The sequence below is a fragment of the Bacillota bacterium LX-D genome (assembly GCA_031628995.1).
Lineage (GTDB): Bacteria > Bacillota > DUOV01 > DUOV01 > Zhaonellaceae > JAVLUO01.
Genome location: JAVLUO010000002.1, coordinates 185,578 through 202,059 on the forward strand (window position 1 = coordinate 185,578; position 16,482 = coordinate 202,059).

At 38.1% G+C, this 16,482-nt stretch carries 21 protein-coding genes; all 21 read left to right on the top strand.

Translation table 11 applies throughout. The features are described 5' to 3' along the window. The 21 genes from fliG (at window position 1) to RDV78_03385 (ending at window position 16,477) form a co-directional block, all read left to right on the top strand. Complete coding sequence (fliG, locus tag RDV78_03285; GenBank protein ID MDS1029525.1) at window positions 1–1,008, top strand: flagellar motor switch protein FliG; 1,008 nt, start codon at window positions 1–3, stop codon at window positions 1,006–1,008. After that, on the top strand, window positions 992–1,741 hold the full coding sequence (locus RDV78_03290; protein ID MDS1029526.1) for a FliH/SctL family protein: 750 nt from the start codon (window positions 992–994) through the stop codon (window positions 1,739–1,741). The genes fliG and RDV78_03290 overlap by 17 nt, the downstream gene beginning before the upstream one ends. Before the next feature lie 21 nt (window positions 1,742–1,762). Next, complete coding sequence (gene fliI, locus RDV78_03295) at window positions 1,763–3,076, top strand: flagellar protein export ATPase FliI (protein MDS1029527.1); 1,314 nt, start codon at window positions 1,763–1,765, stop codon at window positions 3,074–3,076. 9 nt (window positions 3,077–3,085) lie between these two features. Then, window positions 3,086–3,535 carry a flagellar export protein FliJ gene (gene fliJ / locus RDV78_03300; protein MDS1029528.1) on the top strand — a complete coding sequence of 150 codons (450 nt, stop codon included), beginning with the start codon at window positions 3,086–3,088 and terminating at the stop codon, window positions 3,533–3,535. 22 nt (window positions 3,536–3,557) lie between these two features. Then, window positions 3,558–4,871, top strand: a complete 1,314-nt coding sequence (locus RDV78_03305) for a flagellar hook-length control protein FliK (protein MDS1029529.1) — start codon at window positions 3,558–3,560, stop codon at window positions 4,869–4,871. Between the two features lie 12 nt (window positions 4,872–4,883). Then, entirely contained in the window at window positions 4,884–5,309 is a 426-nt protein-coding gene (locus RDV78_03310; protein ID MDS1029530.1) for a flagellar hook capping FlgD N-terminal domain-containing protein, read from the top strand. 1 nt (window position 5,310) lies between these two features. After that, on the top strand, window positions 5,311–5,697 hold the full coding sequence (locus RDV78_03315) for a TIGR02530 family flagellar biosynthesis protein (protein ID MDS1029531.1): 387 nt from the start codon (window positions 5,311–5,313) through the stop codon (window positions 5,695–5,697). 92 nt (window positions 5,698–5,789) lie between these two features. Beyond that, window positions 5,790–6,635: a flagellar hook-basal body complex protein gene (locus RDV78_03320; protein ID MDS1029532.1), complete on the top strand. Its 846-nt coding sequence runs from the start codon at window positions 5,790–5,792 to the stop codon at window positions 6,633–6,635. Between the two features lie 95 nt (window positions 6,636–6,730). Further along, window positions 6,731–6,934, top strand: coding sequence for a flagellar FlbD family protein (locus RDV78_03325; GenBank protein MDS1029533.1), 204 nt, complete (start codon window positions 6,731–6,733; stop codon window positions 6,932–6,934). Window positions 6,935–6,945: 11 nt separating this feature from the next. Continuing rightward, complete coding sequence (locus RDV78_03330; protein MDS1029534.1) at window positions 6,946–7,713, top strand: MotA/TolQ/ExbB proton channel family protein; 768 nt, start codon at window positions 6,946–6,948, stop codon at window positions 7,711–7,713. Then, entirely contained in the window at window positions 7,706–8,287 is a 582-nt protein-coding gene (locus RDV78_03335) for a hypothetical protein (protein MDS1029535.1), read from the top strand. Before RDV78_03330 ends, RDV78_03335 begins: the two co-directional genes overlap by 8 nt. A 7-nt stretch (window positions 8,288–8,294) precedes the next feature. Next, window positions 8,295–8,729, top strand: a complete 435-nt coding sequence (locus RDV78_03340; protein ID MDS1029536.1) for a flagellar basal body-associated FliL family protein — start codon at window positions 8,295–8,297, stop codon at window positions 8,727–8,729. A gap of 17 nt (window positions 8,730–8,746) precedes the next feature. Then, on the top strand, window positions 8,747–9,124 hold the full coding sequence (locus RDV78_03345) for a FliM/FliN family flagellar motor switch protein (GenBank protein ID MDS1029537.1): 378 nt from the start codon (window positions 8,747–8,749) through the stop codon (window positions 9,122–9,124). 11 nt (window positions 9,125–9,135) lie between these two features. After that, window positions 9,136–9,489 (top strand): flagellar biosynthetic protein FliO, encoded by a 354-nt coding sequence (fliO, locus tag RDV78_03350; GenBank protein MDS1029538.1) that lies wholly within the window; start codon window positions 9,136–9,138, stop codon window positions 9,487–9,489. Window positions 9,490–9,548: 59 nt separating this feature from the next. Next, window positions 9,549–10,268, top strand: a complete 720-nt coding sequence (gene fliP, locus RDV78_03355) for a flagellar type III secretion system pore protein FliP (GenBank protein MDS1029539.1) — start codon at window positions 9,549–9,551, stop codon at window positions 10,266–10,268. A gap of 35 nt (window positions 10,269–10,303) precedes the next feature. Continuing rightward, the gene (gene fliQ, locus RDV78_03360) at window positions 10,304–10,573 is read left to right on the top strand and encodes a flagellar biosynthesis protein FliQ (GenBank protein ID MDS1029540.1); all 270 of its coding nucleotides are present in this window, start codon (window positions 10,304–10,306) and stop codon (window positions 10,571–10,573) included. A gap of 8 nt (window positions 10,574–10,581) precedes the next feature. After that, window positions 10,582–11,349 carry a flagellar biosynthetic protein FliR gene (gene fliR / locus RDV78_03365; protein ID MDS1029541.1) on the top strand — a complete coding sequence of 256 codons (768 nt, stop codon included), beginning with the start codon at window positions 10,582–10,584 and terminating at the stop codon, window positions 11,347–11,349. Beyond that, a complete protein-coding gene (gene flhB / locus RDV78_03370; GenBank protein ID MDS1029542.1) occupies window positions 11,346–12,437 on the top strand; it encodes a flagellar biosynthesis protein FlhB in 1,092 nt (363 codons plus the stop codon). Before fliR ends, flhB begins: the two co-directional genes overlap by 4 nt. 56 nt (window positions 12,438–12,493) lie before the next feature. Then, window positions 12,494–14,539: a flagellar biosynthesis protein FlhA gene (flhA, locus tag RDV78_03375; GenBank protein ID MDS1029543.1), complete on the top strand. Its 2,046-nt coding sequence runs from the start codon at window positions 12,494–12,496 to the stop codon at window positions 14,537–14,539. Continuing rightward, complete coding sequence (locus RDV78_03380; GenBank protein ID MDS1029544.1) at window positions 14,536–15,615, top strand: flagellar biosynthesis protein FlhF; 1,080 nt, start codon at window positions 14,536–14,538, stop codon at window positions 15,613–15,615. Before flhA ends, RDV78_03380 begins: the two co-directional genes overlap by 4 nt. Continuing rightward, window positions 15,608–16,477 (top strand): MinD/ParA family protein, encoded by an 870-nt coding sequence (locus RDV78_03385; protein ID MDS1029545.1) that lies wholly within the window; start codon window positions 15,608–15,610, stop codon window positions 16,475–16,477. The genes RDV78_03380 and RDV78_03385 overlap by 8 nt, the downstream gene beginning before the upstream one ends. Window positions 16,478–16,482 lie beyond the last annotated feature (5 nt).

Sequence of the window (16,482 nt, forward strand, 5' to 3'; positions counted from 1 at the left end):
ATGGCTAAACGTGAATTAACCGGCTTGGAAAAAGCTGCAATTTTAATCATTAGTTTGGGACCTGAAATATCCTCAGGGATTATGAAACAACTTTCCGAAGCGGATATTGAAAAATTAACTTATCAAATAGCTAATACATCTACAGTCGATAACGAAGAAAAAAATTTAGTTATTGATGAATTTTTACAGATGAATGAGGCTCAACACTATCTCCTCCATGGAGGTGTAAAATACGCAAGGGAAATATTGGAAAAAACTTTGGGCCCGGCTAAAGCTAATGAAATTATCCGTAAGCTTACGGATAACTCGAAAATTAAGCCATTTGCTTTGGTACGGAAGGCAGATCCTAAGCAGCTTTTGAATTTTATATCTAATGAACATCCCCAAACTATTGCTTTGATTTTATCCTATTTACAGCCGGAACAGGCTTCTGCTGTTCTTAGCGGTTTGCCGGAGGATATGCAAATAGATATTGCTAGGCGGATTGCACTGATGGAAAGAACTTCTCCTGAAACAGTCCGGGAAGTCGAATCAGTTTTAGAAAAGAGACTTTCTTCTTTGGTTGAACACGATTTTACCAGTGTGGGAGGCATTGCAACTTTAGTTGATATCTTAAACCGAGTAGACCGGGGAACAGAAAAGGCAATTTTAGAATCCTTAGAAGCTGAAGATCAAAGCTTAGCTGATGAAATCAGGAAACGGATGTTTATCTTTGAAGATATTATTAACCTTGATGATACCTCAATTAGGAGAATTTTACGTGAGGTAGACAGTAAGGACTTGGCAATGGCTATTAAAGGATCCAGTCAAGATGTGGCGCAGCGTATTTACAAGAATATGTCCACTCGTGCTTCTGAAATGCTGAAAGAAGATATCGAATTTTTGGGTCCGATTCGCTTGCGGGATGTGGAAGAAGCCCAACAGCGGATTGTACAATCTATTCGTCGTTTGGATGAATTAGGTGAGATCATAATTTCACGGGGAGGAGAAGATGCCCTCATTGTATAGAGTCATCAAAGACCCCAAAATAGTTGACACTTCAGTGCGGGAAATCGAACTGCGCCAAAATTTTTCCGAAGGCTACGCAGAAAACCAAGAAGACCCGGCGATTCAAATGCAAATGGAACATACCCGCCAGGAATGTGGGAAACTTTTAGCACGAGCCCAAGCTGATGCAGACCATATAATTGCTCAGAGTAAAGAGGAAGCAATTAGCATCAAGGAAGAAGCCTACGAACAGGGCCGAAAAGAAGGCTTTGAGGCAGGTTATGAAAAGGGCTTCCAGGCTGGGCAGGAAGTTGTTGAAGAATTGCAAGAACAAAAAAAGCGTACTATTGCTCAGCTCCTTGCTGCTTACAACTCTATTTATGAAGAAACAGAAGAATCATTAATTAATTTAGCCTTAGAAATAGCCCGGAAAATTATTAATAAAAAAGTAGAATTAGATGATGAACTTATCTTCAGTATTGCTAAAAACGCCCTGCGGGAGGCTCATGCGGCTGAAATGTATATTCTTTTTGTTAGCCCGGACGACTTAGCAAAATCTTTAGAGTATAAAAGCGAGCTTCAATCATATATTCCAGAAGGCGCCAGTTTGCAAGTTATTGCTGATGGGGATTTAGCTAAAGGAAACTGCCGAGTTGAAACTAATTTGGGATATACTGACGGGACTATTGAACAGCAGTTCAAGGAACTAAGAGCATTGTTTAGCCAAATTGTTCCTGAACAAGGGGATGCTTAATATGCTTGGGAGATATAGCACATGGCCATTGATTTAAGTAAATACTTTTCTTTGCTAAAAAAGATAGATTTATTGCAATCTACAGGCAAGGTTTCTCAAGTTATTGGATTAATTATTGAAGTAACAGGCATTCGAGCTGCGGTAGGGGAGATTTGTAAAATATTTGTTCCTGGGCAAATTGAACCAACTGTGGCTGAAGTAGTTGGCTTTAAAAATACCAAAACCCTTTTAATGCCTTTAGGCGAATTGAATGGAATTTCCCCAGGCTGCGCAGTGTTTCCTACAGGCAAAAGCCACACTGTTTATGTTGGAGATTTCCTGTTAGGACAGGTTTTAGATGGTTTAGGCAGGCCTATGGAGGCTGATGTGGATGTTCATAAAGGTATTGAATACTCTGTGAACAATAATCCACCGGACCCATTAACTCGACAGAGGATTACTCAGGTCTTAAGCACAGGTGTAAAAGCAATCGATGGTTTGCTGACTTGCGGCCAAGGACAAAGGGTCGGTATTTTTGCTGGCAGCGGTGTTGGCAAATCGACTCTTTTAGGTATGATTGCCCGGCAGAGCAGTGCTGAGATTAATGTCATCTCTTTAGTAGGAGAAAGAGGCCGGGAAGTTTTAGATTTTATTGAAAGGGACTTAGGTACCGAAGGCTTGGCTAAATCCGTTGTGGTTGTAGCCACTTCCGATCAGCCTGCTTTAATTAGAATCAAAGCAGCTTTTGTGGCTACGGCAGTAGCTGAATTTTTTAGGGATCAGGGAAAAAATGTGATGCTGATGATGGATTCTGTAACCCGTTTTGCCATGGCCCAAAGGGAAGTAGGTTTGGCTATCGGAGAGCCCCCTGCTACTAAAGGTTATACTCCTTCAGTTTTTGCCATGCTGCCACGATTATTAGAAAGAGCCGGCAATGGGAATACAGGTTCAATCACCGGCCTTTACACTGTTCTAGTTGATGGAGACGATATGAATGAACCTATTGCTGACGCTGTACGGGGTATTCTTGACGGACACATAGTTTTATCTCGCAGTTTAGCTGCTAAAAACCATTATCCAGCTATAGATGTTTTAAGCAGCGTTAGCCGTTTGATGTCGGAGATTACGGCTCAAGAACACCAGGCTGCTGCTGGGCAAATTAGGGATTTTCTAGCTAGTTATTATAAGGTTGAGGACTTAATTAATATTGGAGCCTATCAGCAGGGCAGCAACATTGAAGTTGACAGAGCAATTAAACATTATCCGCAAATCATTAATTTCTTAACACAAGAGGCTAATGAACACATTTCATTGGAAGCTACTTTGGAACAGATGCAGTCTATTTTGGCTAATTAAAGGGGCTAAATGATGAAAAGTTTCAAATTTAACTTAGAAAGTGTTTTGGAATTTAAGCAGCTAAAAGAAGATGAAGCCAAGCAAAAACTAACGGAGGCTAATTTTAAGGTTAGAAGAGAAGAAGATATTTTAAAAGGTTATCAAAATAAATTAAAATCTGCTCAAGAACAGACTCCAATGGAATTAACTGTTTTTTATGCTCAGCAAAAAGATGCTTATTTAAGTAATTTAATAGAGCATATTTCTTTACAACAAAAACAATTGCGAGTAGCTCAGCTCGAGGCAGAATGCCGTAAAAAAGAATTTATTACAGCTCATAGGGAATTGCAAACTCTGCAAAATTTAAAGGAAAAGAGATTTCGGGAATATACTTTTGAACTAGAAAGAATAGAGCAAAACCTGATGGATGATCTAGGCTTAAGATCCTTTTTACGAAAAGCCCAGGGCTTCCAAGAGTAATTTCTTGAAAGGAGGTGAATAGATGCCAAGTCAAATAAGCTGTTATTTTATGCCTGCAACTTTCCCAAAAAACACAGGCAGTAAAAGTAAGGTAAGCCAAAAGGAGTCTAAGGGCAGCTTTGCTGAACTAGTTAATAAGGCTGTGAATAAGGATAATGGTACTAAAAAGGCCGCAGCTAGATTTGAATCTGAGAAAGTGGACAGCGCCGAAAACAAACAAGAAGATGTATTTGAAAAACCTAGTGATGAGATCAGTTCTGCATTGGTCCAAGACAGTAAGTCAGATTTTATTCCGCCTGATTTTACTCCTCCAATTATAAATCAGCAAAGTATAAATGTATCTCAAACAGGTGAAGGTGAATTAATTGATCAACAGTTGACTGCTAATTCAACCCAAAATTTTAGCCGGAATTTAATTCTGCCAGAGAATAACGTTGCTGCAGTTGTGAACTTGGAAGGAGATCCTGCCAAGGTGCCGCAAACCGCAACTGACACATTTGCTGCAACAGCCGGTAATCTTGAACTAAGTGGGGTTTCAACACAAGGTAAGACTGATGCTAATACTGTTCCTGCAACAACGGAGCAAAGCCCACAGCTTCAGCTTAATACTCAGGAGAAGCAAGCATTAGTAGAGTCAGTTAATGAGCAAACAACTGCTCAGGAAGGGCAAAATTTAGAACACCCCAAAATAGAGCTGACAGCAGAAAAAGTTGAACAAACAGCAGATACTAAACAATTTAATGTTCGAACCGCTGAGCCAACTTCGAGTGATGAACTGCAAAATTTCTTTAGCAATGGAAGTAACACTGATGGGAGTTCAGCTAGTTTACAAGATAATCAGCAAGCAGCTAATCAATTTTCCTTAAATAAAGATGCAATAATTTCCACAAATCAACAGCCCCAACAAACTCAATCTTTAAATTTTCGCAGTTTAGCCAGCCAGCTGATTGAATCGATTAAAACTAATATTTCTAAGGGCAAAAGTGAGCTGGAGGTACAGTTAAAACCTGATTACCTGGGAAAAGTACATTTGAAACTTTCCCTTGAAGACGGCGTATTAGCGGCTAAAATTGCTGTGGAAAACCAGGCGGTAGGCAAAAATTTAGAAAATAATTTACAGCAGCTGCGTCAGTCATTTCAGGAACAAGGGCTGAAATTCAGCGCCATCGATGTGGAAGTTGGCAGCGGGTCTTTATACCAGGAAGGAAACAATCAACAACAGCAGCAGTCTAACCAAAGCTTTTCTGCCCAAACAAATACTTGGACTACAGAATTAGATGAATTAGCTGCTGGAAAGAGTGCTAGTCAATTGGGGGTAGTAAATTATCTCGCTTAAGGAGGTGGAAAAATGGTTGATGCAGTTAACACATCAGCAAATACAACAACAACGGCCACATCAACTTCTAAATCTAATAGCAGCACCAGTAAGCAAGATTTTTTAATGCTTTTGGTTACCGAATTGCAAAATCAAGATCCTTTGGAACCTATGGATAACAAAGATATGATGGCTCAAGTAGCCCAGTTTAGTACTTTGGAAGAGATACAGAATTTAAATAAGCAAGTTGCCCTGACCCAGGCTATTGGACTGGTAGGTGCTAAAGTCGTAGCCAAAGAGGGCAGCGAGGAAATTCAAGGAATTGTGGATAGTGTCAAAATGTCTGGTGACGATTGCTATTTAATCGTTGGAGACAAGGAAGTTGAATTGTCCGATTTGGTCCAAGTAAGTTCCCCTTTAACAACATCGAATGATACTGAAACTAAGGGGGACAACTAAAATGGTAGAAAAGGTTGATTTATCAAGGCCTATTTTACCTATTGAGCAATTAAATTCAAGTTCTGCCCAAAGTAAAAAAAACAGCTCCCAGACTAGTTTTAAAGAAGTTTTCAATAAACAGCTTCATGGAGAAGAAAAGCTGCACTTTTCCAAACACGCTCAGGAACGGCTGGAAAGTAGAGAAATTAAACTTTCAGAAACGGATCTGCAGAAGATTACTGCAGCTATTGACAAGGCCAAAGCAAAGGGCGCTCGAGAATCTTTGCTGCTTTTAAATAACTTAGCTTTAATTGTTAGTGTTAAAAATAATACAGTTGTGACAGCTTTAGATAATGAAAATATGAAAAATAATGTATTTACGAATATAGATAGTGCTGTAATACTATAGGGCCGGACCTCTTAGAGGAAGCCCAAAACTGTGGATTGATGGAAACAGTTTGCAAATTATTTTTCTAACATACTTGAGGAGGTCAGATATTTATGATGAGATCTTTGTACTCAGCTGTTGCAGGGCTGAGGACACACCAAACAAGAATGGATGTAATTGGTGATAATATTGCTAACGTTAACACTTACGGTTTTAAAAAATCTAGGACAACCTTTCAAGACATGTTTTACCAAACTTTGCAAGGGGGCTCTGCAGCAGAGGATGGCGATGCCAGAGGAGGTACAAACAGCTCTCAGGTGGGTTTAGGCGTAACTTTAGCTACTATCGATGGTATTCATACTCAAGGGGCAGCGGCTCCTACAGGCAAAGAAAGTGACCTAATGATTCAAGGAGACGGTTTTTTTATTTTACACGAGGAAGGCACAGATGGCGCTACTTATTATACACGGAACGGTAATTTTTCTTTAGATAACAATGGTGATTTGGTAAACACAGCCAATGGTTTATATGTAACAGATACTGATGGCAATAAAATCAATGTACCGACTACTTCCAAAAGCTTCAGTATTAGTAAAAAAGGAGAAGTAATAATTACGCAGGCAGACGGAACTATAGCTGATAACCCCCAAATTATCGCTATTGCTAAATTTCCCAACCCTGCAGGGCTGCAAAAAGTTGGTCAGAACATGTACGTTTATGATACCTCAGCTGGTAATGAGGCGGGGGACCCTACTGGTGGCAGTACCAATAATGTTGGGGGAGCTCCTGGCCTAGAGGGCCGGGGAATCATTCTTTCCGGTTCCTTAGAAATGTCTAACGTAGAATTAGCCCAGGAATTTACTGATCTGATTACGACTCAAAGAGGTTTCCAGGCTAATGCCAAAACCATTACAACTTCTGACCAAATGTTAGAAGAACTATTGAACATTAAACGTTAATTGAATTAAGCGGGGACATATCTTGAAGAGAATTTAGTTCATTAAAGATATGTCTCAGCTGCTTTACTAAAATTAAATAATAGTTGAGGAAAACCATGATTACGTTAACAACTTTAGATAAGAGGAAAATTTATTTGAATCCTCATTTAATTGAACAAATAGAAAGTGTACCTGAAACGGTGCTTACCTTAACTAATGGCAAAAAGATCTTAATCTGCGAGACTCCCCAAATTGTAGCTCAAAAAGTAGCTAAGTATAATCGAAGTATTTATGGGCCTAAGAGGATGAAAACTTTTTGAGGTGAGCTGAAGTGGCCAAATTTAAAAAAACACCTGTGGCAGGTTTCTTAGGCGGTCTAATTATTATATTGCTCTCCATATCATTGGGTGGTAAATTGAGTTTTTTTTTCAATTTGCCAGCTTTATTAATGACCATAGGAGGATCTTTTTTTGCCAGCTTAGTTATCTACGATTTAGGAACGATTAAAAATCTAGGAAGCAAGATCTATTGGGCCTTTACTTTCGAACCTCAAGATGCTGAACCACTAATTGAATTGGCTAAGAATTTAGCTCAAAAAGTCCGCCAAGATGGTATTATGTGTTTGGAAGAGGAAGCTCATAAAGTGGAAAACAGCTTTTTCCGCAAAGGTGTGGAACTAATTATAGAGGCTGAATCACCAGAATATACCCAAAACATTTTGCAAAAGGAAATACAAAGTACCCGGAAAAGTGTTCAAACAGAAATTCAACTTCTAAAAACCTGGGCTCTTTTAGCTCCTGCTTTTGGCCTTTTAGGAGGAATTATTAGTTTAATTCAGTTACTCTTTCATTTACGATATCCAGGGCAGTTAGGGGCTGGAGCAGCCACTGCTCTACTTCCTATTTTTTACGGTCTAATTATTTCTTATTTATTTTGCTTCCCCCTAGTGGAAAAGTTAGAGCTGCAAAACGAAAGAGATTATTTACTAAAGACAGCCATGTTAGAATGCATTATGGCTATTCAGTCTGGCTTAAATCCACGAAGGCTGGAAGAAAAATTAAGATTGCTTCTAGATTTAGAGGTAGTAGTGGATGCCTAAGGGAAGCAGTAAATTTTACACCTATCTTTGGGCATTGTTCTATGCTAACCTGATAACTATTTTTCTTTTTATCCTGGTTATTGCTTCAGTAATTGCTTTTGCAGATGAACAAAAATTAATGTTTTTTGGTTTAAAGCCAGGAAATAGTCAGGGAGATGCTTTAATTCCTCAGCTTTACCAAAAAACATCTAATTATTTAGATGAAATGGATTTAACAGAAGATATAATAATGCTAAAACTGCCCCAAGGTATAGGCTTAGTTTTTAGACAGGATTTAATCTTTGCTAATAAAGAAAGCAATTTTAAGCCTCAGGCTGACCGTATTTTACAACCCCTTGCGCTATTTTTTGCTTACATACCAAATAGTATTTGGATTCAATGCTACCCTGGAGGGGAAAACCCTAAACCGGCTGATACAGAATTATCCATAGCTAGGGCAGAAGAGCTGAGGGACTATTTTAACAAAAAGCTGCAGCCGGAGGGAAAACGGGTTGCTGCTGTTAGTTTTGGTTATAAAAGTGCAGGCGAGTCTAATATTATCATAGTAATCAGAACCATAGGTAAATGGGAGTGAAACATTGATGGCTGAAAAAGCAGGCAAATCATCGAAGCTAATTGTATTTTTACTCATTGGAATTATTGTTTTGCTGTTGGCCCTAGGTGGCGGTTATTTACTTTTTGTGAAAACTAAACTTCCAAGCAGCGAAGCTGCAGAAAAACCAATGTTGAGTACAAAACTGGACACATTTACTGTTAATTTGTCCGATAGCAATTTCCGGCGTTACTTAAGGGTTGATTTAGCCCTGGAATTTGAGAATAAAAAGACAGAGGAAGTAATTAAGGAAAAAGAATACCGTATCCGGGATGCCATTATTCTCTATTTTATGAAGAAAAGATCAACAGATTGTGGTAACATCAATAAGATTAAACAAGATGTTTTGAAAATAATAAACAGCAAATTAGATGAAAAAAATCAAATTTCCGGTGTTTATTTTAACGAATTTATTATTAACTAACATTTAGGGTGAGAAAAATGGACAGAAATCTTACTGAGGAAGAAATAGCTCAATTGTTTGCTCAATCTGAACTAAGGTCTAAGGAACCAAGCATTGCTAAAGCACGCTTTAAGGAATTGGAGCCTGTTGTTGGCTTGAAAAATGCGGCCAGGAATATGGAGGTATTAAATGATATTAAGTTAAGAATCGAGGCCCGCTTAGGAGATAAAAAGCTTACTGTCAGGGAAATTCTTGACCTGGATGTTGGTTCCGTTATTCAGTTAGAAAGAATGGCGGGAGAGTTAATAGATTTGTTTATTAATGATGAATATTTTGCATTAGGTGAAATCGTGGTAATCAATGATTCCTTTGCCGTCAGAGTAAGCAGCCTTGCAGAAGAAGAGGTCGTTGAATAGAGGTTGATATAGTGGACTTATTTGCAGCAATATTACGTATTGTAATTTTTTTGCCCATAGTTGCCGCTTTAGCTTATATTTACGTTAAATATGGGCTGGGGAAAATGAGTCAGTACAAAACTTCTGAAAATTTGCAAGTTGTAGACAGGGTTACATTAGGGCCTAAAGCGAATTTATTTGTTGTAAAGGTTGTTGATCAATATTATTTAATGTCTATTAGCGAACAGCAGATTCAGCTTTTAAAGGAACTTAAGAATTATCCTCAAACAGAAGACTATATTGTAAAAGACTTAAATGTGCTGACAATACATGAAGAGTCTAAGGAAAGCTGGTCTGCAAAGTTGAAGATGAAAGGCAAGAAATGATGAAACGTACTATAAAACGTACTATTAAACGTGCATGGTTAGCCATTCCAGTACTAGTTATGATAGGTTTAATTTTTTTTCAACATAGTGCAGCAGCAGAACCTATAAGTATGCCAAATATTGATTTATCCCTTGGCACTGGCAGCCAGCCTACTGAAGTAGTGGACAGTATTAAGCTGCTGGTGTTTTTAACAGTACTATCTTTGGCCCCGGCCATTTTAGTTCTAATGACTTCCTTTACCAGGATTATTGTGGTTCTTTCTTTTGTGCGCAATGCTTTAGGGACCCAACAAACTCCTCCTAACCAGATTTTAATTGGTTTGGCTTTATTTTTAACATTTTTTATTATGCTTCCCGTATATCAACAAGTGAAAACTCAAGCCATAGATCCCTATATAAGCAACAAGATTAGCCAAGAGCAGGCATTTAATAAAGCAGCTCAGCCAATTAAGGAATTTATGTTTAAACAAACTAGGGAAAAGGATTTAGCTTTGTTTGTTAAAATGGCTAAAGTTGACCGTCCAAAAAATAAAAATGATATTACTTTGGCAACTTTAACTCCTGCTTTTGTGATTAGTGAATTAAAAACTGCTTTTCAAATGGGTTTTGTAATTTATATTCCTTTTCTAGTTATCGATATGGTTGTGGCCAGTACTTTAATGTCCATGGGGATGTTTATGGTACCGCCGGTAATGATTTCATTGCCCTTTAAAATTATGCTGTTTGTCATGGTAGACGGTTGGTACTTGGTGGTTAAATCACTGCTGGAAAGTTTTTAGTTGAAAAATTTTTAAGATTAATTTGAGGTGGAACAATGTCACAAGAATTTGTAATCAGCCTTGGCAAACAAGCCCTCTATTTAACACTTTTAATTTCAGCACCAGGCCTAATTTTGGGGCTTTTAGTTGGTTTAGTTATTAGTATTTTCCAGGCTACAACTCAGATTCAGGAACAGACTTTAACTTTTGTGCCGAAAATTGTAGCAGTTATGTTATCTATCCTTATTTTTGGCTCTTGGATGTTAAACAGTCTCCTAAGTTTTACCTCTAATTTATTTGGTAATTTAGGTTCCTTAATTAAGTAGGTTCTAAGATGATAGATATTTCTTTTTGGTTGATTGTGTTGTTGATTTTTGCTAGAATGACAGCTTTTGTGGCTTCAGCACCATTTTTCTCAATTCGCAGTGTGCCTCCTGCAGCCAAAGGGGCTTTAGGTTTGCTGTTGGCCGTTATGATGTTCCCGGTTGTTGCAAAGCCGTCTTTAAGTGCAGGAATAGACACTTTCCCTTATTTGTTAATGCTCATTGGTGAGGTTTTAATTGGTTTAGCTTTAGGTTTTACAGCTACAGTAGTTTTTAATGGCTTTAGGATGGCAGGTCAGTTAATCGATTTGCAAATAGGCTTATCCATGGTAGGCATCTTCGACCCTCAAAGTGGCAGCCAAAATACAATCTTAGCTCATTTTATGGATTTACTGGCAATTTTACTTTTTACGGTTCTGAATGGACATTATATTATCTTGGCAGCTTTAGCTAAAAGTTATGAGCTTTTACCTTTAGGTTTTGGTTTACCCAAAGGTACTATAGCGGAACAAATTATAAATATTTTTTGCGGCACTTTTAGTTTAGCTGTAAAAATTGCGGCACCTGTTTTAGCAGTGTTAATTATTATTGATTTTGTCCTGGGCCTTGTTGCTCGGACAGTACCCCAATTAAATGTTTTTATCTTAGGCTTTCCTTTAAAAATCGGGTTCGGTATAGTTACCTTATCTATTTTACTTCCTTTTTTAGTTATGATTTTTACTAAGATCTTAAGCACTATGGAACAAGATCTGCTATTGATTATTAGGAGCTTTGGATGAACAATTCATATTTTTGGGTCATAGATTTACAATTATTTGCTGAAGAAAAAACTGAGGAAGCGACTCCTCATCGCAAACAAGAAACGCGTAAGAAAGGCCAGGTTGCTAAAAGTTCAGACATCAATGCAGCCTTTGTTTTACTGGCCCTGCTAGTTTTAATTTATATTCTAAAGGATTATATTACATCCGGTTTCATGAACACCATTTGGTATTTATTACACGATGCAATGAAAAATCCTTTGAGCCAGCAGAATTTGATGGCTCTGTTTACATATGCTTTTGTCCAATTTTTTAAAATAATAGCTCCAATTTTTTGTGGTGCTATTTTAGTAGGAGTAAGCATTAATCTTGCCCAGGTAGGTTTTTTGTTTGCTCCAGAAGCAATTAAACCTAAGCTAGAAAATATTAACCCAATTAGTGGTTTTAAAAGGATGTTTTCCCGCAAAGCACTAGTTGAGTTACTTAAGGCACTGCTGAAGATAATTGTTGTTGGCGCAGTGGGCTATAGATTAATTAAAAAGAACTTTAACACATTACTGCTTCTATTTGATTATGATAACTACAATGCTTTTATGATTGCAGCCAAATTACTATTTAATATCAGTTTAAATATTATTTTAGTCTTTTTAGTTATTGCTATTCTTGATTTTATCTTTCAAAGATACGAATTTAGGCAAAATATTAAAATGTCCAAACAAGAAGTTAAAGAAGAGTTTAAACAAACTGAAGGGGATCCGAAAATCAAATCAAAGCTGCGGGAAAAACAGCGGCAAATGGCTATGCACCGGATGATGGAAAGTGTGCCACAGGCTACAGTTGTCATTACTAACCCTACTCATCTTGCAATTGCTTTAAAATATGAAACTGGGGGAACGGAAGCTCCTATAGTTGTTGCTAAAGGAGCAGGAGAAATAGCTCGCAAGATTAAGGAAAAGGCTATGGAAAATAAGGTTCCCGTAGTAGAAGCAAAACCCGTTGCCCGTCTCCTTTATCAAAACGCAGAAATTAATCAGGAAATACCTGTTGAGTTATATCAAGCAGTTGCTGAAATACTAGCAACTCTTTACCGGGAAGGAAAAAGATTTTGACAGCTTTAGGTGGTGTTATCTAATTGGCTCAGGCAAATATAGGCATGCTTAGTTCCATGAAGAGGCTTTCTGGCTATAGTGAGTTCTTAATTGCAAGTATGGTAATTGCAATTATTCTAATTATCATTATTCCTATGCCTTCTGCTGCCTTGGATTTATTACTGTCTTTTAATTTAACTTTTAGTTTAGTTATTTTATTAATGACTATGTTCACTAATGAACCACTACAGTTTTCCGTTTTCCCTACTTTACTCCTAGTTACTACTTTAATGCGGCTGTCCTTAAATATCTCCTCAACTAGATTGATTTTAGGGCAGGCCAAAGCTGGAAAGGTAATTGAAGCTTTTGGAGGTTTCGTTGTTGGTGAAAATTATGTAGTGGGTATGGTTATTTTCATTATTATTACTGTTGTTCAGTTTGTGGTTATTACCAATGGTGCTGGGCGAGTAGCAGAAGTGGCAGCCAGATTTACCCTAGATGCTATGCCGGGAAAGCAAATGAGTATTGATGCCGATTTAAATGGAGGACTAATTACAGATGCTGAAGCACGTTTCCGCCGTAAACAGCTTCAGTTGGAAGCTGACTTTTTCGGAGCTATGGATGGTGCCAGCAAATTCGTCAAAGGTGATGCTATTGCAGGAATTGTTATTACCTTAATTAATATTTTCGGTGGTTTTATTATTGGTATCTGGCAGTTAAAAATGTCTTTTCTCCAATCTCTGCAAACTTACACTGTTTTAACTGTAGGTGATGGTTTAGTCAGCCAATTGCCAGCTTTATTAATTTCTACGGCTACAGGTATTTTAGTTACTAGATCAGCATCTGGTGAAAGTTTTGGTAAAGATTTAGTCAGTCAGCTAACAGCTTTCCCCAAGGTTATTGCATTAGCTGCAGGTATTTTGCTGACTTTAGGACTTATTCCCGGTTTGCCTAATCTACCATTTTTAATTTTAGGAGCTGCAACTGCTTATTCAGCTTATGTTTTAGCTAAAGAGGAAAAGAACAAATTAGTTGCTAAGCAAGAAAAAGATGAAGATAAGGAAAGGGAAAAAGTTCGCCAGCCGGAAAATGTTTTGAATTTATTCCAGGTTGATCCTATGGAAATAGAGATTGGCTATAACCTGATTCCATTAACGGACGAAGAACAGGGAGGAGACTTATTAGACCGGTTAGCTGCAGTGCGCCGGCAGTGTGCAGCAGAGTTAGGCGTTTTTGTCCGGCCAATTCGCATTCGAGATAACCTGCAGTTAGGTCCAAATGATTATGTCTTTAAACTTAAAGGTGTAGAGGTAGCCAAGGGGCAAGTGCTGCCCGGCTATTTTTTAGCTATGAATCCGACGGATTTTGATTTGGAATGTCAAGGGATTGCCACCCAGGAGCCTACCTTTGGGCTGCCGGCGTGGTGGATAACTCCAGATACCAAGGACGAAGTAGAAATGCGTGGCTTTACAGTAGTTGACTGTGCTACAGTGTTGATTACTCATTTGACAGAATTCATTAAAGCCAATGCTGCCGAACTAATTGGCAGACAAGAAGTTAAAGAAATGATTGATACAGTTAAAGAGCTAAACCAAGCTGTTGTTGAGGAATTGATTCCTGACTTAATGACTTATGGTGAAGTCCAAAAGATTTTACAAAATTTGCTGGCGGAAAGGGTACCAGTCAGAGATTTAACAACTATACTAGAAGTATTAGCAGATAACGCCCGCATGACCAAAGATCCGGATTATTTAACAGAAATGGTTAGACAGGCGCTGAAAAGAACCATTAGTAAACAGTATGCCGTAGAAGGAAAAATGACAGTTATTACACTTCATCCCAAGCTGGAACAAGAGATTATTGATTCCTTGCAGAAAACCCAGCACGGCAGTTACCCTGCTTTGAGCCCTGAAGTAACACAAAAGATTTTTGACCGCTTGGCATCAATGACTGAACAAATGAATATCTCAGGCTTGCAGCCTATTGTATTATGCTCTTCCCGGATTAGGCTGCCCTTTCGGAGGCTAACAGAACGTTTTATGCCTAGTTTAATTGTTTTATCATTAAATGAATTGACTCCTGAACTGGATGTAGAATCAATTGGGACGGTGATGTTAGATTGAAAGTAAAACGTTATATTGTCAATAACATGCCTGAGGCCATGGAAATTATTAAGAAAGACTTAGGTACTGATGCTGTAATTATCTCCAGCCGTTGGGTTAAACAAGGTAAATGGCTAAAATTTTTAGGGGCTCGTAAATTGGAAGTTACGGCAGCTTTGGAAGAAGGAAATAAAAAGAATGAGCAGCAAGAAAAGTCTGAGCATAATTTAGGTCAAGAAGTGGCAGAAGTTAAATCTCTCCTGCGCAAAATGCTGCGGGAAACAGAGAGAAGTAAAGGAAATTTCCCCGATTCCAATATACTTCTAAAATGGCAGTCTACTCTAAAGGAATTGGAAATAAGCCACGAAATAATAAATTTGCTTTTCGATGGTTTAGATAAAGACTTTACCATCGGACAGTTAGAGGATGAAGCTTTCTTTAAGCAAATTATGCAGGAAAAAATGCTCCGCATCTTGGAAAAATGCTGCAGCCAGGACTGTTCAGGTAGAATCTATGCCTTTGTGGGGCCTACGGGGGTAGGTAAAACAACTACCTTAGCTAAATTAGCTGCCCACTTAGCTATTTATGAAAAGAAAAAAATTGCTTTATTGACTATAGATACATACCGGATTGGTGCTGTAGAACAACTAAAAATTTATAGCGAAATTCTGAACGTACCAATGGAAGCTGTTTTGACCCCTCAAGAATTGCAAGAAGCTGTTAAACGTTATGAAGGTATGGATGCTATCTTAATTGATACAGCAGGCCGGCCTTCCAAAAACAGTTTTCAACTGGCAGAATTACAGTCTTTTTTAGAAGTTGTGGAGCCGGCAGAAATTTTTCTTGTGGTTAGCTGTACAGCTAAAGGAAGAGATTTAATTAATATTGCTGAAGACTTTAAACTATTAAAGTATACAAAGCTTATTTTCACTAAGACCGATGAAACTGATACATATGGCCCAATTCTTAATCTTGCCAATGCTGCCGCAGTACCTGTGGCCTACTTGACTACGGGACAGAATGTTCCTGAAGATATTCAATCTTGTAAACCGGAACAATTAGTCAGTATGATTCTGGGGGCGGTGAGCAATGGCTGACCAGGCAGCAAAGCTAAGAGAAATTATTAAATTTTCCTCGCAGGAACATATACAGCATAAACCTAGGATAATTACGATTACTAGTGGCAAGGGAGGAGTAGGTAAGACTAATTTCGTCATTAATTTAGCTGTTGCTTTATCTAAAAAAGGCAAAAGAGTGGTTATTTTTGATGCAGATTTAGGTATGGCTAATGCAGATGTACTGCTAGGTGTGGTGCCATCTTATACATTGTATGATGTTTTACAAGGCAGCAAGACTCTTCAGGAAGTAATGATTTCAGGACCGGAGAATATTCAGCTGATTCCAGGTGCTTCCGGTATGGAAGAACTGGCAAACCTAGATAACTTCCAGCGTGAGCGATTGATGCAAGGTTTGAAAAAATTAGAGGTAGATACTGATTTTCTTCTAATTGATACGGGAGCCGGCATTTCCAAAAATGTATTAGGGTTTGTTAGTGCTGCCGATGAGTTAATTGTAATTTTAACTCCTGAACCTACTTCATTGACTGATGCCTATGGCATTATGAAAATTGTTTCTAAGTTTAAATTGCATCCAGCTGTACATATGGTTGTAAACCGTGTAAATAGCAGACAAGAGGCTATGCGAACAATAAGTAAAATTGAAGTAGTAACTAAGAAATTTTTGCAACTAAAAGTATCCCCTTTGGGATATATTCACGACGATAAAGTTGTAAATAAAGCAGTAATGAAGCAGGAAGCTTTTATTCTAAAGTATCCAAATTCAGTGGCTGCTGATAATATACTGCAAATTGCTACCAACCTTTTACAAGGAAACTTTAGGCCTCCAAAAGGAACCACAGGTTTTATTAATCGGCTGATCAGCCTTTTTGCTAAGGAGTGAGGACT